Genomic DNA, 21,823 nt, shown 5'->3' with positions numbered 1-21,823 from the left:
CGTAATACAGGAGAAGCGGATGTGCTCCGCCAGCCCGACAGCCCCGCTATCCCCACCCGGGCGACGCGCGCGCGGGATGCTGCTGGCCATTGCCCTGGGCACGGCGCTTGCGTCCGTGCCGGGGATCAACGCGCTGGAATGGGTGGTGGCCGCCGAGGCCCACGCCGAGTACGGGCCCTCTGAGAGAAACGGCGCGCGGCTGGACCGGCGCGGCGTGGCCTTCGTGGGCAAGCGCACCCGCCAGTTGCGCTGTGGGCGCCTGGCCGGGGTGGGGAGCGACACCTGGGCCGCGGTGATGAGCGCCTCGGCCGGGGTGAAGACGAAACCGACCCTGGGCCGGGTACGAGAGTCCTTCCAGCCGGGCTTCCATGAAGCCCACCGTCAGGCTCGAGAACGGCGGCGGGCCGTTGCCACCGACACCGTCCGGCTGCTGCGCTCCGCGGCACGGATGGTGCGAGCAGGCAACGCCGGTGACCGGCCGACGCTCGTCACCCAGTCGTTGCGCGGGCCTCCCGGGCGCGGCTGAAGACTTCGCTCGGAGTCGGGCCGGCGGGTAACGCGCCTGCCTTCTTTGTTTCCTCCCGCATGATGCGCGGTCCGACGCACACCGCCGGGCCGGGCCGAACCTCAATCTTCCGCTAGGTTGTTTTTTTCGAGGTGTACCGATGCATGGAGCCCACGAGGTCCTCCAAGCCATTGCCGTCGTCCTGTGCGTCGCGGCAGTGACGACGGTCCTCTTCCAGAAGCTTCGCCAGCCCGTGGTGCTGGGCTACATCCTGGCCGGCCTCGTCGTCGGCCCGTACCTGCCGATTCCGCTCGTCGCCAACCCGGAGGTGGTGACGACGCTCTCGGAGCTGGGCGTCATCCTCCTGATGTTCTCGTTGGGGTTGGAGTTCAGCCTCCGCAAGCTGTTCGCCGTGGGCCCCACGGCGGGTGTCACCGCCGTCATCCAATGCAGCATCATGATTTGGCTGGGCTTCGTGGTGGGGCGCGCCTTCGGGTGGACCACCCTGGAGAGCCTCTTCACGGGCGCGCTCATCTCCGTGTCCAGCACCACCATCATCGCCAAGGCCTTCGACGAGCAGAACATCCGGGGCCGGCTGCGGGAGCTGGTGGTGGGCGTCCTCATCGTCGAGGACCTCATCGCCGTCCTCCTGATGGCGACGCTGACGGCCATCTCCTCCGGCACCGGCCTGTCCGTGGGGGAGCTGTCGTTGACGACGGGCCGCCTGGTGGCGTTCCTCGTCGGGCTGGTGGTGGTGGGGCTGTTCATCATCCCCCGCGCGGTGCGCTACGTGGTGAAGCTCAACAAGCCGGAGACGACCCTGGTCGCCAGCGTGGGCATCTGCTTCGCGGTGGCGCTGCTGGCGCAGGCCTTCGGGTATTCGGTGGCGCTGGGGGCCTTCCTGGCGGGCTCGCTGGTGGCGGAGTCCGGCGAGGAGAAGGTGGTGGAGCACCTGGTGCAGCCGGTGAAGGACATCTTCGCGGCCATCTTCTTCGTGTCCGTGGGCATGCTCATCAACCCGGCGCTCATCGCGGAGCACTGGGCCGCCATCCTGGTGCTCACGGTCGTGGTCATCGTTGGCAAGCTCTTCAGCGTGACGCTGGGCGCGTTCCTCACGGGGCACAGCACCCGGACCTCTGTGCAGGCGGGCATGAGCCTGGCGCAGATTGGCGAGTTCTCCTTCATCATCGCGGGCCTGGGCCTGTCGCTGAAGGCCACGGGCAACTTCATCTACCCGGTGGCGGTGGCCGTCTCCGCGATTACGACGCTCACGACGCCCCTGCTGATTCGCGTGTCGGGGCCGGTGGCCAGCTATGTGGACCGCAAGCTGCCCAAGCCGCTGCAGACGTTCGCGACGTTGTACGGCACCTGGGTCGAGCGGCTGCGCGACGCGCCCCGGCGCCAGACGTTCGGGGCCTCGGTGCGGCGGCTGGCGCGGTTGATGGTGCTGGACGCCGTGCTGCTGATTGTCCTGGTGATTGGCACGTCGTTGACGGCGGGCAAGCTGGGTTCCCTCATCGAGCAGCGGCTGGGTATCGATGAGAACCTGTCCCGCTACATCATCCTGGGCGGCGCGGTGCTGCTCTCCATCCCGTTCCTGGTGGGCGTGGTGCAGGTGGCGCGCCGGTTGGGCGAGGAACTGGCGGAGGCGGCGCTGCCCGGGCGGAAGGACGGGCGGGTGGACTGGCGGCGGCGCCCCGGCGCGTGCTGCTGGTGACGTTGCAACTGGGCATCATCCTGCTGGTGAGCGTGCCCGTGGTGGCGATTACGCAGCCCTTCCTCCGGGGCGCCATGGGCCCCCTCGTCGTGCTGGCCCTGATTGGCGCGCTGGGCGTGACGTTCTGGCGAGGCGCCACCAACCTGCACGGCCATGTCCGCGCGGGCGCGCAGGTCATCGTGGAGGCGCTGGCGGCGCAGTCCCACTCGCGAGAGCCGGGCGCGGATGAGCACGCGCTGGACCACGTCTCCAAGGTGCTCCCGGGCCTGGGCGAGCCCGTGCCCGTGCGGCTGGAGGCCTCCAGTCCCGCGGCGGGGAAGACGCTGGCCGAGGTGAACCTCCGCGGCCTTACGGGGGCCACGGTGCTGGCCATCCGGCGCGGGGACTCGAGCGTGTCCGTGCCGTCCGCGCAGGAGGTGCTGCAGCCGGGTGACGTGCTGGCGCTGACGGGCACGCAGGACGCGGTGGAGGCCGCCAAGAGCCTGCTCACCGGTGCACCGGCGCCCGCCTCGGAGCCGGAGCCGACGGGCGCCCAGGTATAGGGACACGGGCCTGGGGGCGGCGTACGCTCCGCCCCCGGGGCCTACCGCTTCACGCTGTACTTGGCGATGGCGTAGAGGGCGCGGACGCCGTCCTTCCAGCCAATCTTCTTGCCCTCTTCGTAGGTGCGCCCGTGGTAGCTGATGGGCACCTCGAAGACGCGCCAGCGGCCACGGGCCACCTTGGCGGTGATTTCCGGCTCGAAGCCGAAGCGGTCCTCCTCCACCTGCACGGAGCGCAGCACCTCGGCGCGGAAGGCCTTGTAGCAGGTCTCCATGTCGGTGAGGTTCAGGCCGCTGGTCATGTTGGACAGCGTGGTGAGCACGTTGTTCAGCACGGTGTGCCAGTAATAGAGGACGCGCCGGGGCGTGCCGGTGAAGCGGCTGCCGAAGACGACGTCCGCAACCCCGTCGATGATGGGCTGGATGACGTTGGGGATGTCGCGCGGGTCGTATTCCAGGTCCGCGTCCTGGACGATGATGATGTCACCCGTGGCTTCGGTGAAGCCTCGCCGCAGCGCCGCGCCCTTGCCCTGGTTCTTCTCCTGGAAGAGGACGCGCACCTCGTTGCGGTTGCGCGGTGTACCGCCCAACAGGCCCACGCCCTGCTCCTGAAGCTGGCGCAGGAATTCGCGGCTGCCGTCCTTGGAGCAGTCGTCGATGAGGACGAGCTCCTTCGGGAAGTCGACGGCGACGCAGCGGCGCAGCAGTTCGGCGAGGGTGGGAATCTCGTTGTAGACGGGGATGACGAGTGAGACGAGCATGGCGTTTTGCGGCTGTACCGCATTTTGCGTCACGGGGCGACCTTCTGGCACGGAAGGTGTGGGCCGGGTGGGGCGCGGCGTTCAGCGGAGCGCCGCGGCCCGGAGCGTGTCCATGAGGGCGTCCAGGTCCGCGTCGGTGGTGAGCGGGTTGATGAGGGTGACACGGAGATAGACGCCTCGGGGCAGCTTTGTCTGCACCAGGTAGAAATCTCCGCGAGTCACCAGGCGCTCGCGCAGCTTCGTCTGGAGGGTGTCCCACTGCTCGGCGGGGATGTGCGCGGGCGTGTGGCGGAAGCAGAGGATGTTGCACTCGGGCGGCACGGCGACCTCGAAGTCGCTGGCGGCGGCGAGGCGCTGGGCGAAGCGGCGGGTCTGCCCGTAGGACTCCGTCACCGCGTCGGAGAAGAGCCGGGTGCCCAGCACGGCGAGGCAGGCGTACACCTTGAGGGCCATCATCTCCTTGGTGCACTCCAGGGTGCGCAGGGCCACGTCGCTCCAGGGGCGCTCCGCGTCGCCGTGGAAGATGTAGCTGGCCTCCTGGGAGAAGGACTCGAAGGAGCGGGCGCCGTCGCGGAAGAGGACGGCCGTCACCAGCGCGGGCATCAGCAGCCCCTTGTGGGCGTCCCACACCACGGAGTCCGCCCGGTCGATGCCGCGCACGAGGTGCCGGTGGGCGGGGCTGAGGACGGCGGAGGCGCCGTGCGCGCCGTCGACGTGGAACCAGAGGCCGTGGCGCTCGCAGAAGTCGGCCACGGGTTCCAGTGGGTCGAAGGCGCCGGTGGCGGTGGAGCCGGCGTTGGCCACCACGGCGATGGGCTTGCGTCCCGCGCGCGTGGCGGAATCGAGCGCGGCGTCGAGTGCCTCGGGGCGCAGGCGGAAGTGTTCGTCCACGGGGACGGGCGTCACGCCGCCTTCGCCGAAGCCCATGATGCGGGTGGCGCGGGCGAGGCTGTAGTGCGTCGTCTGGGCGGCCAGCACGGTGAGGGGCGGGCCGGCGTGGGCGCCGCTGTTCCATGCGTCGTAGCCGGCCTTGGCCTGCCGCGCGGCGAGCAGGGCGGTGAGGTTGCCCAGGGAGCCGCCGGAGGTGAGCACGCCGTCGGTTGTTTCGGGCAGGCCGAGCCGCGCGGCCATCCAGCGCAGGACGTTGCGCTCCATGGCGGTGGAGACGGGGCCCATCTCGTATACGGCCATGCCGTTGTTGAGCAGGGAGGACACCGCGTCGCACAGGGCGGCCAGCGGCACGGGGGCCGTCACCTGGTGTCCCACGTAGCGTGGGTGGTGCAGGTGGTTGGAGCCGGAGAGGACGCGGGTGATGAGGTCCGCGAAGTCGCCCGTGGGCGCTTCGGGGAAGGCCGCGGCGAAGCGGTCCACGTTCACCGCGGGAGCGGCCCAGGGGAGCACGGGACCTTCGGCGCGGGTGGTGCGCGCGAGGTAGTCGGAGAGCATGTCCATCAGCCGGTGGGATTCACGGCGGAAGGCATCAGCGTCGTAGGTGGCGGCGATTCGCGCTCGAAAGTCCGTCATGGCGCGGCGGAACGTAACCGTCCCGGTGCGAGGGCGGAATGGTCCCTTCGTCCGTTGCCGGGTGTACGGAGAACCCTTGGCAAGAAGGGGCGAGTGAGCAGGCGGGGTGGCGTGTGGTGGCGGCGCGCACTAAGTCTGGCGCATGGGGCGCGCATGCCGTGTGCCCTGCTCACGTGAGGAGGATGGCCATGGCCGACCCGAAGGTGACGATTACCTACTGTACCGCTTGAGGCTACAGGCCTCGGGCCGCCCGTGCGGCGGCCGCATTGAAGGATGAGCTGGAGGTAGAGGCGGAGCTGTTGCCGGGCCCTTCGGGAAGCTACGAGGTCGCCGTGGATGGCAAGGTCGTCATCCGGAAGGCGTCGCTCGCATTTCCCACGGACCACGAGGTGGTGGACGCGGTGGCGAAGGTGCTGGGGCGGTAGCGGGCAGGATGCCTTGGCCGCTTCGTGCGATGCTGGGCGCGCGTGAGGTGCGGGGCGGCCCCGCGACGCGCCCAGGTTGTGCAGACAGCGCACACTGGTTTGGGGTGGGCGCAATGTCCGCTTGGAGCGCGGCATCTTATTGCCTGAGCGTTGGCGCTCTGCTGATGGGGGCGACGCTGTATGCTGAAGAAAAGTTCGTTCGGCAGAAGAGATTGAGTTGGTGTGCGCAGGATTCGGAGTTGTGAGCTTGTTTGTCGTTGTTTCGAGCCGAGGTGTCCGAGAGGAATGCGGTGTATTGGTTCGGCGCATGGTGTCCCAAGTGTCTGTCTTCCTGAATGACCCATCGTACTTCCTGACGGTGGGATCGTAGGCATGAGCCGATCAGTTGGATGGGGCCAGCTAGCGTATGGGGACTTCAATGAAGCGTTGGGCCGGGATGCTTCTTGCGATGATGTCTGCATGTGGCAGCGGTGATTGGTACACCCGGAAAGGGGACGGCAATTTCTATGGACGGCGCGCAGGGGACGTCTGGGTCCGCGGGCCGTGGGAGGAAATACGCCCGTCGCAGGACGTGGATGACGTGATTGACCAACTGTGCCCGGCCATCATGAAGTTGCCTCGCGCAAGCGCAGGGGTCTATGGCCAGGAGTATTGTGGGGTCATCTACAGCGTCAACGGTGTCTACTATGCGAGCTATGGCTCGCCGCTCGGGAAGACCATCCTGATGTACCCGGAGACGCGCAAGCAGTGCTATTCACCGCGTTTCGTGGTCGACGAGAGAGGGCGCACCTCCATCATCGCGGACTACCACAGTCATCCATGGCAGCCGTCGCCGATGTCTGACCGGGACTTATGGAGTCACAGTCAGCGTTGGTTGCTGCGAATCCAATTCGACACCGCGTGTCGTGTCATGAAGCTCATCCCGTACGTGGGGGAGAGCCGGCCCGGCGAGGTTTTCGCGAGAGAAGGGCAGCGGTGGAAACTGGTCGGGTACATCCTTCCCGAAGACAAGCCGTTCGGAATTGTTACCAAGGTCGAGCCATGAAACGCGTGGTATGGTTGGTGTTTTGCGTTGGTCTCTCGGGGTGCTCGCTGCTCCAGCGTCCCTTCCGTCCCGTGCGGGCTCCACCTGAGGAAGCCGCGAAGGTCACCTTTCCATTCGCACTGTCGGAAGAGGAGAAGCAGGGGCTGATGCGAGTCCCGGGCCCCGTCGCCGCGGCGATCGAACTCGCCATGGATGACTTCCGGCCCCGCGACGTCAAGCCCCACCGAGGTGCCACGGTAGATGAAGTCTGCATGTATCAGCGAGAGTCGTTCGACGTGACGACCATTCCCGGGCCAGAGGGGATTTTGTTCGTCCGCTTCACGCTCCGCCCGGGCGCTTGCGAGCAGGAAGGCGCCATCAATGACGCGGGCGCCACCTACGCGGTGGACACCCGAGGATGGCGCATCCTGGCGGTCCAGCACTGACGGCGCCCCCGCCTACCGCTTGATGTACGTCAGCGCGGGCCGGTCATGTCATCGCGCTGGTCCGACTACCCCTGGTTGCTCATGATGAAGCGCCTGTCTCGGTGCGTGTCGAACAAGCGCAGGCTGCGGTTCTCGATGAAGAACCCGATGGACCGGCCCTTCGTCATCAACTCGTACGACATCAACGCCTGGACGTTGGTATTGGGCGTCTCCTTCGACGGGGGGAAGCGCTCATGTGCCCTCCGTGGGGGACGGGGGGATGAGACAAGCGGCCACGAACATCCGGTGGTCAACCAGCAGGTTGCTGAAAATCCAAGAAAGGAAGGAAAAATCGAGTGCTGCGCGGGGCAGGCGGCCGGGCAGGCGGGCGGCAATCAGGCCCCGGTGGACCGCTCCCGGACATGGCGGGGGGCACCCAGCTTTAGAGCACAGGAGGTGACACTCATGGCGTGGCCGACAGTCGCGTCGCCCTACGAGCGGCGCTCCCTCACCAGTGGACTGCGGGTTCGGGACGAAAGCGGGGCGATGCTGGGCTACGTGGCCCTCATTGGCCGCGAGCACCTCTATGCGCGGCGCTGGCCCTTCAGCCGGCAGTGGACGGAGTTCCCGCTGGCCCGCGTGCGGCATGTCTCCCGGGGTTCGGTGTTCCTGGAGGGGCAGATGCCGGGCCGGGTGGTGGCGGCCGACAAGGGCGCACACGCGGAGATTCCCACGCAGACCCTGCCGCTGGCCGAACTGGACGAGGCGTCCACTCCCGTCTGAGCCCTTCAACCAGGTGCGGCGCGGCGCGGGGTTTTGTGCTTCAAGGAGGCGCCATGGCCCCTATCGAAGAGCTGTCCCAGAGGGTGTCCGCCGCGTTCGCGGATCGGACGTTGTTGAAGGACGCGGCCCACGTGGCCGCCGTGCGCGAGACGCTGGCGCGGTTGGACTCGGGGGAGCTCCGCGTGGCGGAGAAGGGCGTGGACGGCTGGAAGGTGAACGCCTGGGTGAAGGAGGCCATCCTCCTGTTCTTCGCGGTGTCGGAGATGAAGGTGATGGAGGTGGGGCCCTTCGAGTTCTACGACAAGGTGCCGCTGAAGAAGGGCTTGGAGGCGGCGGGCGTGCGCGTGGTGCCCCCGGGCACGGTGCGCTACGGCGCCTTCGTGGAGAAGGGCGCGGTGGTGATGCCGGGCTATGTGAACATCGGCGCGCGCGTGGGCGCGGGCACCATGGTGGACACGTGGGCCACGGTGGGCAGCTGCGCCCAGGTGGGCAAGCACGTCCACCTGTCCGGCGGCGTAGGGCTGGGCGGGGTGCTGGAGCCGCCTTCCGCGTCGCCCGTCATCATCGAGGACGGTGCCTTCCTGGGCAGCCGCTCCATCGTCGTGGAGGGCGTGGTGGTGGAGGAGGAGGCGGTGCTGGGCGCCAACGTGGTGCTCACCGCGTCCACGCCCATCATCGATGTCACCGGCCCCGAGGAGCGTGTCTTCAAGGGCCGCGTCCCCGCGCGCAGCGTGGTGATTCCCGGCATGCGAGAGAAGCAGTTCCCGGCCGGCAAGTACATGGTGCCGTGCGCGCTCATCATCGGTCAGCGGACGAAGTCCACCGACCAGAAGACCAGCCTCAATGCGGCGCTGCGCGACTTCGCGGTGGCGGTGTAACGGCTGAAATCCAGCAGCCCGCGCGCGCCGTAGAAGGCGTGTGACGGCACGGAACGTGACGATGGCGCACCATCTGGACGACATCCTGCCCGAATGGGCACTGGGGATGCTGGAGGCCCCAGTCCGGGCGTCCGTCGAGCAGCACCTCGCGGAGTGCGCGCGGTGCCGCGAGGTGGCGGACCGGCTGGTGTCCACGCACGCGGCGCTGGCGTCGCTGGTGGTGCCGCCGCCCGCGGTGCTGGCGCGGTTGATGGACCAGATGGAGGGTCCGGGGCGGCTTGCCCGCTTCGCGGACCGGGTGGCGGCCTTCTTCGACCTGTCGCCCGAGCGGGCGCTGGCGCTGCTGGACGCCGTGAGCGACCCGGCGGCGTGGATGCCCGGACCGGTGGAGGGCTCGGAGCTGATGCCGGTGGAGACGGGCCCCGCGCGCAAAGGGACGATGGCCGCCATCCTCCGGCTCCACCCGGGGGTGCGCTACCCCCGGCACACGCACCACGGCCGCGAGTGGAACCTGGTGCTGGAGGGTGGCTTCCGCGAGGATGAAGGGCACGAGGTCTTGCCCGGTGAGGAGCTGGAGAAGACGGACGGCAGCGCGCATGGCTTCACGGCGCTGACGGAAGGGCCGGCGTGTCTGTGTGCCTCCGTCCTGGAGGGCGTGACGAGCTTCGAGGAAGCGTTCGCGGACGGCTGACGCCCGGCGCTATGGTGGAAGGCGTATGGCTTCCATCGACCTCGCCACGCGGTTGGCTCGCACCACGCTCGAGCTGTGCCGCATCCCCAGTCCCATCACCCAGGAAGGGCCCATCGCCGACCATGTGGAGCGCTGGGCGTTCCAGCACTTCCCACGGGAAGAGGTGTTCCGGGTCGGCCACACGCTGCTGCTCGGCAAGCTGGAGGATGCGCGCCCCACGGTGGCCCTCATCGGTCACCTGGACACGGTGCCCGCGCACCCCAGCGACGCGGGCCGTGAGGCGCGCATCGAGGGCGAGCGCGTCTTCGGGCTGGGCGCCTCGGACATGAAGGGCGGGTTGGCGGTGATGATGGCGCTCGCGGAGGATTTGCGCCGCGACACGCTGCCCGTGAATCTGGCCTTCCTCTTCTACGAGCGTGAAGAGGGCGCCTACGCCGAAAGCGGCCTCATCCCGCTGTACGAGAAGCGGCCGGACCTGGCGAAGGTGCGGTTCGGCATCGCCATGGAGCCCACCGACAGCGTGGTGCAGGTGGGCTGCGTCGGCTCCATGCAGGTCACCGTGCGCTTCACCGGGCGCAGCGCGCACTCCGCTCGGCCCTGGCAGGGGGAGAACGCCATCCACAAGGCGGGGCCGTTCCTCGCGGAGTTGCTCGGGCGTCAGCGCGTGGAGGTCAACGTCGCCGGCTTCCCGTTCTACGAGGTCATCAACGCCACGCTCGCCAAGGGGGCCGCGCGCGCAACGTCATCCCCGAGGCCTTCGAGCTGAACCTCAACTACCGCTTCGCGCCGGGCAAGAGCATCGAACAGGCGAAGGCGGACGTGCACGCGCTCGTCGCCGGGCGCGCCGAGGTGGAGTTCACCGATGCGTCGCCCAGCGGCCCGGTGGTGGCGGGCAACCCGCTGTTCCAGAAGTTGATGGCCCTCACCGGCCTGCCCGCGGCCTCCAAGCAGGCCTGGACGGACGTGGCGCGCTTCGGCGAGTGGGGCGTGGATGCCATCAACTTCGGGCCCGGTGAGACGGCCCAGGCGCATCAGGCCAACGAGAGCGCGCCCATTCCGCCGCTCGCGGACGCGTACGAGAAGCTCGCGGCCTTCCTCAAGGGCGCGAGCTGACGAGGACTCGTCGCGGGACATGCCCTCCGGGGCATGACGCCCGCGCGCGGTGCACGTCATTCGTCCGCTGTCGTTCATCTGCGTGCCTTCACCGCACACGCCCTGGCGTGCATGGGCGTACCCTGGCCATGCATCGCCTGCAGTCTTCCCCAACCGGAGCCGACTGAATGACGAACGAGTCCGTCAACCCGCAGCTGACCGACGATGTCTCTCCCTCCCCGGCGGAGGCGGGCATTGCGCCCACGCCGCGGCGCCGCACCGCCACGAAGCGCAAGAGCGCTTCACGGACGGGCAGCACGCGGAAGTCCGCGCGCAAGGCCACCACCAAGCGGGGGACTCCGCGCGCGAAGAAGACGGCGGCACGCGGGAAGACGGCCACCCGCAAGTCCGCTACGCGCAAGTCCGCCACGCGTGCCACCGGCCGCGGCGCGCGCAAGGCCACCACGCGGAAGACGGGGACGGCGGGACGGACCGCCCGCAAGACGGGGACGCGCGGCACCGCGACGAAGCGGACCACCACGCGTGGCGGCGCCCGGAAGTCGCAGGCCCGGCGCACGACGCGCCGCTGAGGCGTTCCGCGGACAATCACTTCAGGGCCATGGGGGCTGGACTCCCATGGCCCTTGGTGTTTTCAGGCGCCGCTCAGCGCTTCAGTCGCAGCAGGAAGACATCGCCGCGCGCGGGGCTCTGGCGTCCGGTGCCGAAGTCAGTCTCGCGGTCCGTGTGGCCGAAGAGGAAGACATCCCCGTCGGGCAGCACGCCCATGGAGGAGATGGCTTCCATGCCATACAGCTCGCCTCTCGGCTGGGGCGGGTCCGACAGGAACATCGTCGTGAGAAGCGACGTGCCCGCCGCGTCGTAGCGCAGGGCCACGGGCTGCGCCGAGCCCATGCCGTCCTTGCCCGCAACGCCGTTCTCGATGCGGTTGAAGGTGAAGCCCGCCACCATCAGCTCTCCGGAGGGCGCCAGCGCGACCGCGTCCACCTGGAGCCCGTCCCCCAGACCCTTGGCCCAGGTCTCCTGTCCTTCCGCCTTGGCGGAGACGACGAAGGGGGTGTCCCGGAATGCATGCCCCGGCACCTGCATGTCACCCCAGCGCACGGTGCCCAGGAATGGGCCCGCGGCCACCACGGTGCCCTCGCCGTCAATCGCCACGTCGCGCATGGTGCCGCGTGCCTGGCTCATGGCCTTGGTCCACGTCAGCGAGCCCTGCTGGTAGAGCGCGACGAAGGGACTGCCGCTTTCGGCGGCGCTCACCTGCTGACTGCCGAAGCGCACCGCGCCCTCGTACTGGCCGCCCACCGCCATGCGCCCGGCGCCATCCACCGCCAGCGTCGTGAGCGCCACGCGCCCGCCCCCTGGGGCTGGCCCACGGACACGGCGGATTCGGCCAGCCCGCCGTGGGCGTATGTCACCACCACCGCGCCAGCGCCGGTGACGCCGTTGCCGAAGTCCGTGCTGCCCGGCGCGTTGAAGGCCACCAGCGTCCGTCCCTGGGTGTCCACCGCCGGTCCGCCACCGCGAGGCCGGTGCCCGCGGGCGTGTTCGTCCACAGGACGTTGCCGTCCGCGTCCATCCGGACCACGAAGGTGCCATCCCCCAGCTTGTGACTGAGGAGGTCCAGGACGCCCTCCGTGGTGCCGGCGATGACGATGCCGCCCGCCGGGTCCGCGGCGATGCGGCCCCGGACGAACGCGCGCACCTCCAGCGGCACCTCCGGGGCCCTCACGTCGAAGGACTTCTGCCAGCGAGGCTCGCCCGTGGGCGCGCGCCGCGTCAGCACCAGCTTCGCCCGGTTATCCGTGGGCTGGAGGCTGTCCAGGTCATCAATGTCATGCAGCGACAACGTGAGGAGGTCGCCGCTGGCATCCACCGCCGCGCCCAGCGCCAGGTCGTCCTGGGGGTGCCCTCGCGCTGCATCCACAGCGTGCTGCCCGGCCCCGGTGGTGGCAGTGGCGGACGCGCGGGTGGCGGTGGCACGCCGGGTGGCCTCTCTTCAGGAGGTGTCTCCGAACCAGGTGCTTCTTCGGGAGGCGCGACGCAGTCCCCGGGGGGCCTCCGTACAGCGCTTCTCGCCGGGAAGCTCGCTCGTGTCTTTCCCACCACAGCCCAGCCACAACCCCGCCCCACCCAGAACCGCCGCACTCACGACGGTCCGGACCCATCGCCACGCTGGATGCATGCAGTCCCCCCGCTTCGCCCAGGGGAGGGTCGGCATGCGTGTCTGTGTCAGCAACACCCACTGGGGCGTTTGCCTGCCTGGCCGCCCGGATGCGCGAGGCGGCCCCGCTGACCGTGGGAAATGCCGCCCCAACGGTGGCACTCCCGTTGCCCCATCAGGGGCCTGGCATGCCATGGCCGTGGCGCCCGAGGTGCCTCAGCGCCAGAAGCCCACGGACAGGCCCACGTTGGTGTAGCGGCGCGCCAGGTCGAAGGAGGCCGTCACGGACCAGTCCTCCCAGTAGCGGAAGACGAACACCTCGAAGCCGCCGGTGACGTGGGGGCGCGCGGGCCGCTTGTCGAACGGGGACGGCTCCGCGTACGCGCCGGCCCGCAGCCGAATCATGCCCGGCACCGTGTCATGCTCCACGCCGATGCGCGGCGCGAAGGAGGTGCCCTTGCCCACCATGGCCTCGTCCGCCGTGGACGCGAAGGTGCGCGCGGGCACCGCGTTGTCCACGCTGGAGATGAGGTCCACCTGGGCGCTGATGAGCCAGCGGCCAGCGGGCGCGTCCAGGGGCTCGGCTTCCGGCACCGGCAGCGCGTCTCCCTCCACGAGGAGCTGCCGCCGTGCCGCGGGGGACAGCCGGTTGTAGCGCTCCGCGCCTTCGCCCAGCCGCCAGCTGGCGCCACCGACAGCACGGCGGGGGACACCACCGCGCCGAAGAGGGTCCGCCCCGCCAGCTCCGGGAGCTGGTTCGGCTCGCGCCGCCAGTCTCCCACCACCTCCGGCCGCACCGTCACGCCCATGCGCCAGGGGCGCCCATGTGGCCGGTACAGGATGTCCACCGCCACGCCCGTGTCGCCGTAGCGCAGGTCCGTGCCTCCGGAGTCCAGCCGGAAGGAGGCCTGCGCCGCGTAGATGCCCAGCGCGAGGATGAAGTCGTCCTGGCCAAAGGACATGGCCCCCGCCAGCACCGACTGCGTGAGCGACACGCGGATGCGCTCACCGGGCCCCGCGCACGCGGCCGTGGCGCAGTAGGACACCACGCTGTTGCGCATCGCGAAGCCGATGCCGAAGCGCTTGTACTGGAGCAGCAGGCCGCCCAGCAGCTGCCGGCTGTCGTGGGACTCGTCGGGCTGCCCGTCGTTGTCCACGTCCGCTTGCGCGAGCCGGTGAAGGGCAGGTCCAACCAGGACAGGGTGACGCCCAAATCCCAGTCCTTCTCCAAGGCCGGACCCCGGTGCGCCAGCGAGGCCAGGTTGCTGGGCAGCCCCGCGGCGCCCTCGGCGATGCCCACGTACGCGCCGCCCATTGCCACCATGCGCGCGGAGCCCAGCAGCGCGCCGGGGTTGAGGTACAGCCGCTCCGGGCGCGGCTCCGGCGGCGGGGGCGTCTCCTGCGCCCATGCCGCGGATGTGGCGCCCAGCACCAGCGCGCACCCGAACGCTTTCACCCCCGCCACCGCGTCCTGCCGGACGCGCCACCGACCTGGAGGGACTCACCGAGCGCGCGTGGCCTCCGTGAAGAGACGGTCCGCCTCGGCGGCCAGTGCGGTGTCGCGGGCGGTGAGGCCCCCGGCGTCGTGGGTGACGAGCGCCAGCGTCACCTTGCGCCAGCGGATGTCGATGTCCGGGTGGTGGTCCGCCTTCTCCGCCGCCTGCGCCACCTGCTCCACGAAGGCGATGCCGGCGAGGAAGGTGGGGGCCTCGAAGGTGCGGCGAATCATCCCGCCCTCGTGCTTCCACTCGGTGTGCTGCGAGAGGAAGGACTGGAGCGCCTCGGGTGCGAGCAGCGTGGGTTTGGAAGCCATGGCCGCCTTTCTACCCGCTCCCGGGCTTGAGGGAAGACACCCGCCGTCCATCGTCATGGGGTGGACGGCCGCGCATACACTTTCACGCCGTACAGAATGTTCCAGTGCTCCAGGTGGAAGTATCGCCCACCGACGAAGGGAGGCTGGCGCCCGTCAGGGGACGGCAGCAGCTCCAGGGCGACGGTGCCCGTCTCCGCGCGCCAGCGGGGCACGGCGGAGGGCCTCGAGTAACCGACGGCCGGCGACACCACGGGGACTCCGAAGCCCGTCGTCCGCAGACGCTCGGCGCCCTGCAACTGGAAGGAGGAGGTCATCTCCAGGACGCCGTCCAGGCGCAGGCGGCCGCTCGCCGCCGAGTACCGGAGCAGCTCCAGGTTCTGCGTGCCGGAGGCGGCGCGCGCCCACAACACCCCCTCCTCGTGGCCCACGGGCAGTCCGGGGACACTGTGGCAGGGCTCGTCGGGGACGGGCTGCGGCGCGCCCGCGGCGTCGAGCTGGTAGGGGCAGGCCTCGATGGCCATGGTGGCGGGCGCTGGCGCCTCGGCGATGCGGACCACCAGAAGCCGCTCGCCCGCGCGCATCAGCAGCGAGGGGAGGTCATCGCTGAACGTGGCCAGCCGCGAGGGGGAACGGGGGTGGGGCCCATGGCGCGCAGCCCCTCCTCCTCCGAGAAGGCGTAGCGGTGCAGATGCGTTTCATCCAGCAGCAGCAACTCAGTCGCGGTGGCGAGCCGCGCATGGGGCGGCGCATCGGCGGGCGCGCCCGTGGCGGGGAAGGGCGCATCGGCGGAGGTCGCGAGGGGCCCGTTTCCCGTGTCGACATAGCGGCGCACCCGGGCGGCCTCCGTCACCCACACCACGTCGCCGGCCACGACGGCGGGGGCGAAGTAGTCACCCAGGGGCTGGGGCTCCTGGTCCGGCGTGCGCAGCGCCTGGCTGCCGCACAGCCACGTTCCCGACGACGTCCGGTCCACGCTGAGGCACTCCACCACGGTGGACAAATCCGCCAGGGGTGCCTGGGCGCTGTGGTCCTCCACCACGTAGAGGGAGGACTGGCGCACGCTGCCCACCGGAGAGAAGGAGACGACGAGGTGGTGGCGCCCCGTCTGCTCCGGCGTGAACCGCACGATGGCGGACGTCCCATGCACATCCAGCTCCGCGGTGGCGGGGACCACGCGGTTCTGCGGGTCCCTCACCTCCACGGAGACGGACTGCGCCCGGTCTTCCTGTGAGGAGCCACACCTGCTGAAGACGCCGTGGACGGTGAGCGCCTGCGGCTGGCCCACGCCGACCATCGCGCCGTCGAAGAGAGGGGAGGGCGCGTGCTCCTCGCAAGGGCCCATGGGGCACCCCACCCCCGTGCCCACCGCCAGCAGCGCCGTCAGCAACCGAAGGACCTGGGGGGCCTGTCTCACGCGCGCTCCACGGCCCGCTTCCACTTCGCCGGTGCCGCTCGCGGGCATCCGACTTCATCTTCGGCTTGAACGTCTTCTCCGCCTTCCATGCGCGGCGGATGGCCTCGGGGCTGTCCCAGATGCCCGCGCCCAGGCCGCCGAGGAAGGCCGCGCCCAGGCTCGTCGTCTCCAGGTTGCGCGGGCGAACCAGCGGCACGCCCAGCACGTCCGCCTGGAACTGCATGAGGAGGTTGTTGGCCGCCGCGCCGCCGTCCGCCTTGAACACGGGGATGTCCCGCCCGCTGTCGCGGCGCATGGCCTCCGCCGGTCATGAATCTGCAGCGCGATGCCCTCCAGCACCGCGCGCGCCATGTGGGCCACGGTGGTGGAGCGGTCGATGCCGGCGAAGAGGCCGCGCGCCTCGGGCCGCCAGTGTGGCGCGCCCAGTCCGGCCAGCGCGGGCACGAAGACGACGTCCCCGGAGTCTTTCACGCTGGCGGCCAGCGCCTCGATGTCCGGCGCGCGCTTGATGACCTTGAGCCCGTCGCGCATCCACTGCACCGCCGCGCCGGCGATGAAGCTGCTGCCCTCCAGCGCGTACGTGGTGGTGCCGGCGCCGCCCAGCCGCCACGCCACGGTGGTGAGCAGGCCCGCTGACGAGCGCACCGGCTCCGAGCCGGTGTTCATCAGCAGGAAGGCGCCGGTGCCATAGGTGCACTTGGATTCGCCGGGCTCGAAGCACGCCTGGCCGAAGAGCGCGGCCTGCTGGTCTCCCGCCATGCCCGCCACGGGGATGCCGTCCGGCAGGCTGCGCATGCCACGCGTGGTGCCGTACACCTCCGCGGAGCCGCGAATCTGCGGCAGGCACGCGGCCGGGACGGACAGCATGGCGCGCATCTCGTCGCTCCACTGGAGCGTCGTCAAATCCATGAGCAGCGTGCGGCTGGCGTTCGACACGTCGGTGACGTGCGCCGCGCCGCCGGTGAGCTTGTAGACGAGCCAGGTGTCGATGGTGCCGAAGCACACGTCGCCCTTCTCCGCCTTCGCGCGCGCGCCCTTCAGGTGGTCGAACATCCACGTGAGCTTGGTGCCGGAGAAGTACGGGTCCACCACCAGCCCCGTCACCTCGCGCACGCGCGGCTCCACGCCCTGCTCCTTGAGCCGGCGGCACTGCTCGGCGGTGCGGCGGTCCTGCCAGACGATGGCGTGGGACAGCGGCTGTCCGCTGCCGCGCATCCACAGGCCCGTTGTCTCGCGCTGGTTGGTGATGCCGATGGCGGCGATGTCCTTGCCGCGAAGGCCCGCGTCCTTCAGTGCCCGGGCGATACACCATTCACTGCTGGCCCAGATTTCATCCAGGTCGTGCTCCACCCAGGACGGCTTGGGGAAGTGCTGGGTGAACTCCTTGTAGGAGCGGCCGACCACCTGCAGCTTCGTGTCGAGGATGGAGACGTGCGTTCCAGTGGTGCCCTGGTCCAGGGCCAGGACGTACTTCGCCTTCGGCATGGGGTGTGCCCTCCCTATGGTGGATGCCAGCGGGGAGGGACCCTACTCCAGTCGAGGGGCCGGGCAGGCGAGCTTCCTGCCCGGCGGCGCGGCTAGTAACCGTAGGGGCGCCGGTTTCCGAGCACCTTCCGGAGACCGAACGCGGCCAGCCCACCCAGGGCGATGCGGCCCAGCGAGCTGCCGAACACGCCGCTCGAGGCCGCCCGGCCGCGGCCGTAACCGCCGTGGCCCCTGCGTCCATACCTGCTCCGGCCACGGTTCCATCCACCGAAGCCCGAGCTGCGACGATTCCCCAAGATGTTGTCCAGTAGCGACATGGTGGCTCCTCTGTTCGTCGATGCGTTGAGCGCTCCCGCCGGGGCGAAGATGCCCCGCGGGCGCGGAGTGCCCTCAAGTTGACGCTTCCCTCCGCCGGGGGCAGCCCTGGCCGAAGGAAGTGCCTCCCGGGCCCCCTGGCAGGCACGGGAGGCAGCCAGCCGGTCTGCCTACTTCCCGCTGTAGACGCCGATGGCCCCAGGGCGGACGATGGCGCCCGTCGCGTCCCGCTGGGCGCTGAAGGCCACCAGCACCTTGCGCGCGTCACCGCTGCCCACCATCTGGATGTCCCAGACGGGCAGGGCGGACAGCCCTCCGAGCGCCGGGTTGTGGCTGACGAAGGCCCCCTCGCCGTGCATGCGCCTCAGGCCCTTGCCCCAGCGGTGGCCAATCCAGAGGCTGCCGTCGCGCGTGTCCAGCTCCAGCGAGGAAATGTTGCGGTCGCCGTCGCCCTCCAGCAGGTAGCCCGTCACCAGTCCGGCGTCGCTCAGCTTCGCCAGGCCCCACGCGAAGCTGGACACCCAGACGGTGCCGTCCGGCATCAGCACCAGGTCGCTCACCAGGTCGTCCTTGCGCTGCGCATGGGTGGGGAACTGGGGTTCGGCCACGGCGTCCGGCCACAGGTCGATGCGGTTGGCGACGTGCTTCTTCTCCTCGCTCTGCTTGCGCGCCATCTCGAAGTTCCATGGCGCGCCGGTGCCTTCGTGGCCCACGGCGTTGGTCATGATCTTGAACCGCGTGGTCCGGATGTGCGTGCCCAGCCAGACGTCGCCGTCGGGCCGCACCGCCACGCCCCAGACGTCTCCGGCGAGCCGGCTGTCCTCGCTGGTGCCGTCGCCCATCGCGATGGCGGGATGGACGTGCTCCATGACGCCGAACTTGCAGCGCTGGCGCTTCTCGCCCCCCGTGTAGACCCACGCGTTGGCGGCGACGACCTCGGCGTTGGCGCACGCCTCGCCGCCCTGATAGTCGGGCTCACCCCACGCCAGGCCGTGGTTGGACGCGAACCACAGGCTGTTGCGTGCCTTGTCCCAGATGATGCGGTTCACCGAGCAGAGCTTCTCGCGGTGGCCGTAACCGGGCACGGAGTGCGCGGGCGAGTGGATGTCGTAGTGCACCACGCGGAGCGTTCCGTCCGGCTGGAGCTCCACGCGGTCCGCGTCACCGCTCTTGTAGATGGCGGGGTCCTCGAACACGCCGGGGGCCTTGTAGAACTCGCTCTCGCAGTTGGGCCGGCCTTCGTAGCCGACGAAGACGGTGCCCGCGGGGCCCCCCGTCACCGAGAGGACCTTGAGGTAGCGCGCTTCGGGCGCTGGGTCCTTGCCCTTCCACGGCGCCCAGGGCTTCAGGCCGTCCGCCAGGGTGTAGCAACGCAGGGCGGTGGCGCCCGGACGCAGGAGGCACAGGCCGTCCTCGCCGCCCGCGACCCAGATGTTGCCTCCCTCGTCCTGGGTGACACCCAGGACCTCGCGAGGCCGCCCTCGGCGGTACCCCAGAAGCGCCAGCTCGCGCTGTCAGGGGGAATGGGTTCGCCGCCCACGGGACCGTTCGTGCCCGCGTCGGGCTCCACCGGGGTGGGTCCACGGGCGTCCCCGAGTCCGGACCCTCTTCGGGCGGCGGCTCCTCGCCTTCGCCCGGTGGTGGCTCTCCGGGCGGCTCGGTGGGGGTGGTTCGTTCCCTTCGCCAATCCCATCGTCTGTGGACGGCGGCGACTGGAGCTGCTCGCTGCCATGACAGCTCAGCAGCAACGTCAGCCCGAGCACGCCCGCCCACCATCTGCCCTGTCCAAGTCCGCTCATACCTGGGTCCGCCTCCGGCGTCTGTCTTTGGACGCGTCACTTCGCGTCCTGACTCCAGAGGCAAGCAGGGTGCCAGGGGGGAATGTCAGGCAGTGGGGTGGGGCAGGGGAAGGCCGAGGAAGCGGCAGGGCTCCGCGCTGCTCTCACGAGGAACCCGGACGCCTCACCCTCGGGGACGTGCCGTGTGTCCGTTGGCCGCGGAGGACAGGACGCGAGGCCTGCGCACGAGCGGGAGCGCGTCGGGGTCCACGTGGTGCGCCACGCAGCCGGGCCGGAGCCGCTCGAGCTTCCGGGCCTCCTGGAGCCCCAGGCCCGGGTTGCCGTCGAACCAGACCTCCCGCAGGTTCTTGAAGGCGGCCAGGATTTCGACGCCCTCCGCGCCCACGCGGGTCTGCACCAGCCGGAGTCTTGGGACGGCGCCGATGTCCGTCTGCTCTCGCAGCGTGTGCAGCATCGCCGTGTCGACCGCGCCGCCGAGCATCTGGAACTCCTCCGTCGGCGTCAGCGCGCTCAAAATCTCCATGTCCAGGAAGCTCGCGTCCCGCAGCACCAGCTCCCGCAGGTGGCCGTCGTCCCGCGTGTTGAGGCCGTAGACGAGCTCACCCTTCAAGCCCCGGCGCTGGATGCGTCCGTCGGGGAACCAGGACGTGTACTCCCCGCCGTCCACGTGCATCTTGGGTTGTCCCGACACGTACCAGCGCCGCTCGGATACCTCGGTGGCGAAGCCGCCCGCGTATTCCACCTCGGAGGTACAGTAGCCGTTGCGCGTGAAGGCATAGGCGACGCCCGTGAAGGGCCGGCCCTGGAAGAGGCGAGGGCCGTAGTCCTCGGGCATCTCCAGCAGCGCGCTGTTCACGCGCAGCCCGCCTTCGGGCAGCGGGAGCCAGTCGGGGGAGGGGCCGGTGATGACACCTTCCGCCGCCGCCATCAGCGAATCCAGCGTGCCGTCGTGCCTCAAGGAATACGCCAGGCCCGAGAAGAGCGCCTTGCCGTGTCGCAATCTTCCGTCCACGCCCCGAATCAGAAAGCTCGCTCGCATCCGTTGCATGGTCCGCTCCCGTTCTCACCGGGCACGCGCCGGTGAAGGCCCTGGCACCTGCTTCGTGCCACTGGAGCGGAGGCCCGGGCAATCCAGGCAGGCGGCAAAGCGTTTGCCCTGGCCGTTCGGCGATTCCGGCTGTCTGGAGTTGGCGAACGGGATGCCCCCGGGTTGGAGGCGAGGATGCGCTACCGGATGTTCCGCGGGGTTTGCGCCTCCGGCGTGCCTCGCGCCTGGGACTCCCTGCGCTGAGGCCCCTGCGTGTCCGCGTAGCCCGTCAGCTCCACATACCCGCGCCCCGTGAGGGGCTGGCCCGCGCGCGTCCCCTCCAGGCCTACCGTGCCTTCCCAGTACAGCACGCTGACGGGGAGCTCCTGGTCCGCCAGGCGCGGTGTCACGGTGAGGTCCAGGCCCAGCGAATCCACCTGCATGCGCCAGCGTGACGGGTACTCGCCGCCACTGCGCGGGCTCTTCCAGGTGTCCAGCACCGTGAGCTTCATGTCGTCGCGGCCGACGCGCACCGCTTCACCCGTGCCTTCGGGAGGCACCCACAGGCCGGTGCTGAACGCGTCCGGCGAGCCGTCCCGGTGACGGAGCTGGTAGTACATCAGCTCGCTGCCATCGGAGAGCTGGAGCGAGAACCAATCCCAGCCCACCTGGTTCGCGCCGAGCGCGCTGGTGCTCCACTCGCGGTCCATCCAGCTGTGGCCCTTCACCGCGTACGTGCGCCCGTCCACCCGCACCGTGCCGCGCGAGGGCATGCGCGTCATGGAGTAGTAGTAGGACGCGTTGCCGCGCTCCGCGCTCTTCTGGCTCAGGCCCCGGTCGCCCTGGAGCACGGGTGCCTTGCCCGGCTCCAGGAGCAGCTCCAGTGTCACCGCGTCGGTCCGCGCGCGCAGCCGCATGGGCGGTGGACGGGCCCGCGCTGGCCGCCTCCCAGTCCTCCAGCCACACCTTGAACGGTTGCGCGGTGGCGCCGGACAGTCCCAGCGCCACGCGGCTGAAGCGCTCCGAGGCGTGGAATCCGCCACGGGCCACGTCCGTCACCGCGAAGTGCCCCATGTAGACCGGCTCGCGCCCCAGGCGGAGTCACGCGGCGCGGCCTCGGGGGCCAGCGCGTTGCGGAACAGGGTGAACTGGTAGCCGAAGGCGCGCCCGTCCTCCGTCTCCAGGTTGCCCGTCCAGTACCACCACTCCGTGCGGTACTCCGGATGCGGGCCGTGGTCCTCGGGGAAGTGGAAGTCCCGAGGCTCCTCCGCGCGCGCGTAGCCCTCCGTGCTGCCGCTCATGGCGCTGGCCACGGTCAGCGTGCCGCCCTGTCGCAGCGCGGGCAGTGGTGGCTCGCGGGTGATGGCCACCACGGCCGCCGCCAGCCCCACCAGCACCACCGCCGTTCCCACGACGAGTCC

The 21,823-nt window shown here is 70.1% G+C and carries 21 protein-coding genes and 4 pseudogenes; 10 read left to right on the top strand and 15 right to left on the bottom strand.

The window, feature by feature from the left end; genetic code table 11:
• The first annotated feature begins 76 nt into the window (after positions 1–76).
• Positions 77–526, top strand: coding sequence for a hypothetical protein (locus tag QEG98_RS37330; RefSeq protein ID WP_316564713.1), 450 nt, complete (start codon positions 77–79; stop codon positions 524–526).
• A gap of 139 nt (positions 527–665) precedes the next feature.
• Positions 666–2,764 (top strand): annotated as a pseudogene (locus QEG98_RS37325) (cation:proton antiporter).
• A 41-nt stretch (positions 2,765–2,805) separates the two neighbouring features.
• Here QEG98_RS37325 and QEG98_RS37320 read toward each other — a convergent pair.
• Both QEG98_RS37320 and QEG98_RS37315 read right to left on the bottom strand, forming a co-directional pair.
• Positions 2,806–3,525, bottom strand: coding sequence for a glycosyltransferase family 2 protein (locus QEG98_RS37320; protein WP_090487873.1), 720 nt, complete (start codon positions 3,523–3,525; stop codon positions 2,806–2,808).
• An 81-nt stretch (positions 3,526–3,606) separates the two neighbouring features.
• A complete protein-coding gene (locus QEG98_RS37315) occupies positions 3,607–5,049 on the bottom strand; it encodes a pyridoxal phosphate-dependent decarboxylase family protein (protein ID WP_316564712.1) in 1,443 nt (480 codons plus the stop codon).
• Between the two features lie 188 nt (positions 5,050–5,237).
• Here QEG98_RS37315 and QEG98_RS37310 point away from each other — a divergent pair, with 188 nt between their 5' ends.
• The 8 genes and pseudogenes from QEG98_RS37310 to QEG98_RS37275 all read left to right on the top strand — a co-directional run bounded on the left by QEG98_RS37310 (position 5,238) and on the right by QEG98_RS37275 (position 10,957).
• Positions 5,238–5,474 carry a SelT/SelW/SelH family protein gene (locus QEG98_RS37310; protein WP_238539988.1) on the top strand — a complete coding sequence of 79 codons (237 nt, stop codon included), beginning with the start codon at positions 5,238–5,240 and terminating at the stop codon, positions 5,472–5,474.
• A gap of 580 nt (positions 5,475–6,054) precedes the next feature.
• Positions 6,055–6,519 (top strand): hypothetical protein, encoded by a 465-nt coding sequence (locus QEG98_RS37305; protein ID WP_316564711.1) that lies wholly within the window; start codon positions 6,055–6,057, stop codon positions 6,517–6,519.
• 71 nt (positions 6,520–6,590) lie between these two features.
• Positions 6,591–6,944, top strand: coding sequence for a hypothetical protein (locus QEG98_RS37300; protein ID WP_316564710.1), 354 nt, complete (start codon positions 6,591–6,593; stop codon positions 6,942–6,944).
• A gap of 444 nt (positions 6,945–7,388) precedes the next feature.
• Complete coding sequence (locus tag QEG98_RS37295) at positions 7,389–7,706, top strand: hypothetical protein (RefSeq protein ID WP_244171522.1); 318 nt, start codon at positions 7,389–7,391, stop codon at positions 7,704–7,706.
• Positions 7,707–7,759: 53 nt separating this feature from the next.
• Positions 7,760–8,584 carry a 2,3,4,5-tetrahydropyridine-2,6-dicarboxylate N-succinyltransferase gene (locus tag QEG98_RS37290; RefSeq protein WP_140868529.1) on the top strand — a complete coding sequence of 275 codons (825 nt, stop codon included), beginning with the start codon at positions 7,760–7,762 and terminating at the stop codon, positions 8,582–8,584.
• Positions 8,585–8,624: 40 nt separating this feature from the next.
• Positions 8,625–9,275, top strand: coding sequence for a cupin domain-containing protein (locus tag QEG98_RS37285; RefSeq protein WP_316564709.1), 651 nt, complete (start codon positions 8,625–8,627; stop codon positions 9,273–9,275).
• A 25-nt stretch (positions 9,276–9,300) separates the two neighbouring features.
• Positions 9,301–10,388 (top strand): annotated as a pseudogene (gene dapE / locus QEG98_RS37280) (succinyl-diaminopimelate desuccinylase).
• Positions 10,389–10,555: 167 nt separating this feature from the next.
• A complete protein-coding gene (locus QEG98_RS37275; RefSeq protein WP_316564708.1) occupies positions 10,556–10,957 on the top strand; it encodes a cell envelope biogenesis protein TolA in 402 nt (133 codons plus the stop codon).
• A 73-nt stretch (positions 10,958–11,030) separates the two neighbouring features.
• Here QEG98_RS37275 and QEG98_RS37270 read toward each other — a convergent pair whose 3' ends face one another.
• From QEG98_RS37270 to QEG98_RS42490, 13 genes and pseudogenes are all read right to left on the bottom strand, one after another.
• Positions 11,031–11,735, bottom strand: a complete 705-nt coding sequence (locus QEG98_RS37270; protein WP_316564707.1) for a hypothetical protein — start codon at positions 11,733–11,735, stop codon at positions 11,031–11,033.
• Between the two features lie 64 nt (positions 11,736–11,799).
• Positions 11,800–12,312: a hypothetical protein gene (locus QEG98_RS37265; protein WP_316564706.1), complete on the bottom strand. Its 513-nt coding sequence runs from the start codon at positions 12,310–12,312 to the stop codon at positions 11,800–11,802.
• 453 nt (positions 12,313–12,765) lie between these two features.
• Positions 12,766–12,954: a hypothetical protein gene (locus QEG98_RS37260; protein ID WP_316564705.1), complete on the bottom strand. Its 189-nt coding sequence runs from the start codon at positions 12,952–12,954 to the stop codon at positions 12,766–12,768.
• A complete protein-coding gene (locus QEG98_RS37255) occupies positions 12,951–13,706 on the bottom strand; it encodes a hypothetical protein (RefSeq protein ID WP_316564704.1) in 756 nt (251 codons plus the stop codon). The genes QEG98_RS37260 and QEG98_RS37255 overlap by 4 nt, the downstream gene beginning before the upstream one ends.
• Positions 13,707–14,050: 344 nt before the next feature.
• The gene (locus tag QEG98_RS37250) at positions 14,051–14,362 is read right to left on the bottom strand and encodes a 4a-hydroxytetrahydrobiopterin dehydratase (protein ID WP_090487889.1); all 312 of its coding nucleotides are present in this window, start codon (positions 14,360–14,362) and stop codon (positions 14,051–14,053) included.
• 53 nt (positions 14,363–14,415) lie between these two features.
• Positions 14,416–14,943, bottom strand: a complete 528-nt coding sequence (locus tag QEG98_RS37245) for a hypothetical protein (RefSeq protein ID WP_316564703.1) — start codon at positions 14,941–14,943, stop codon at positions 14,416–14,418.
• The gene (locus QEG98_RS37240) at positions 14,943–15,776 is read right to left on the bottom strand and encodes a hypothetical protein (RefSeq protein WP_316564702.1); all 834 of its coding nucleotides are present in this window, start codon (positions 15,774–15,776) and stop codon (positions 14,943–14,945) included. Before QEG98_RS37240 ends, QEG98_RS37245 begins: the two co-directional genes overlap by 1 nt.
• Positions 15,773–17,261: pseudogene (glpK, locus tag QEG98_RS37235) on the bottom strand (glycerol kinase GlpK). Before glpK ends, QEG98_RS37240 begins: the two are co-directional and overlap by 4 nt.
• 92 nt (positions 17,262–17,353) lie before the next feature.
• Positions 17,354–17,578, bottom strand: coding sequence for a hypothetical protein (locus QEG98_RS37230; protein WP_090487895.1), 225 nt, complete (start codon positions 17,576–17,578; stop codon positions 17,354–17,356).
• Positions 17,579–17,746: 168 nt separating this feature from the next.
• A complete protein-coding gene (locus QEG98_RS37225; protein ID WP_316564700.1) occupies positions 17,747–18,856 on the bottom strand; it encodes a hypothetical protein in 1,110 nt (369 codons plus the stop codon).
• Between the two features lie 682 nt (positions 18,857–19,538).
• A complete protein-coding gene (locus QEG98_RS37220) occupies positions 19,539–20,414 on the bottom strand; it encodes a hypothetical protein (RefSeq protein ID WP_316564699.1) in 876 nt (291 codons plus the stop codon).
• Between the two features lie 188 nt (positions 20,415–20,602).
• The gene (locus QEG98_RS37215) at positions 20,603–21,022 is read right to left on the bottom strand and encodes a lipocalin family protein (RefSeq protein WP_410478095.1); all 420 of its coding nucleotides are present in this window, start codon (positions 21,020–21,022) and stop codon (positions 20,603–20,605) included.
• 129 nt (positions 21,023–21,151) lie between these two features.
• A pseudogene (locus QEG98_RS42490) lies at positions 21,152–21,703 on the bottom strand (lipocalin-like domain-containing protein); the annotation flags it as partial.
• Positions 21,704–21,823: the final 120 nt, after the last annotated feature.

The organism is Myxococcus sp. MxC21-1, from assembly GCF_032612255.1.
Lineage (GTDB): Bacteria > Myxococcota > Myxococcia > Myxococcales > Myxococcaceae > Myxococcus > Myxococcus virescens.
The sequence above is the reverse complement of the archived record's forward strand: the minus strand, read 5'-3'. Positions and strand labels throughout refer to the sequence as shown.

Bases quoted from the DNA above. Each gene is read 5' to 3' on its own strand.
- QEG98_RS37295 (WP_244171522.1), top strand. From the start codon at position 7,389: ATGGCGTGGCCGACAGTCGCGTCGCCCTACGAGCGGCGCTCCCTCACC.
- QEG98_RS37260 (WP_316564705.1), bottom strand. From the start codon at position 12,954: ATGATTCGGCTGCGGGCCGGCGCGTACGCGGAGCCGTCCCCGTTCGAC.
- QEG98_RS37320 (WP_090487873.1), bottom strand. From the start codon at position 3,525: ATGCTCGTCTCACTCGTCATCCCCGTCTACAACGAGATTCCCACCCTC.
- QEG98_RS37230 (WP_090487895.1), bottom strand. From the start codon at position 17,578: ATGTCGCTACTGGACAACATCTTGGGGAATCGTCGCAGCTCGGGCTTC.
- QEG98_RS37275 (WP_316564708.1), top strand. From the start codon at position 10,556: ATGACGAACGAGTCCGTCAACCCGCAGCTGACCGACGATGTCTCTCCC.
- QEG98_RS37220 (WP_316564699.1), bottom strand. From the start codon at position 20,414: ATGCGAGCGAGCTTTCTGATTCGGGGCGTGGACGGAAGATTGCGACAC.
- QEG98_RS37290 (WP_140868529.1), top strand. From the start codon at position 7,760: ATGGCCCCTATCGAAGAGCTGTCCCAGAGGGTGTCCGCCGCGTTCGCG.
- QEG98_RS37315 (WP_316564712.1), bottom strand. From the start codon at position 5,049: ATGACGGACTTTCGAGCGCGAATCGCCGCCACCTACGACGCTGATGCC.
- QEG98_RS37245 (WP_316564703.1), bottom strand. From the start codon at position 14,943: ATGCGCGCGGGCGAGCGGCTTCTGGTGGTCCGCATCGCCGAGGCGCCA.
- QEG98_RS37215 (WP_410478095.1), bottom strand. From the start codon at position 21,022: ATGTACTACCAGCTCCGTCACCGGGACGGCTCGCCGGACGCGTTCAGC.
- QEG98_RS37330 (WP_316564713.1), top strand. From the start codon at position 77: ATGCTGCTGGCCATTGCCCTGGGCACGGCGCTTGCGTCCGTGCCGGGG.
- QEG98_RS37250 (WP_090487889.1), bottom strand. From the start codon at position 14,362: ATGGCTTCCAAACCCACGCTGCTCGCACCCGAGGCGCTCCAGTCCTTC.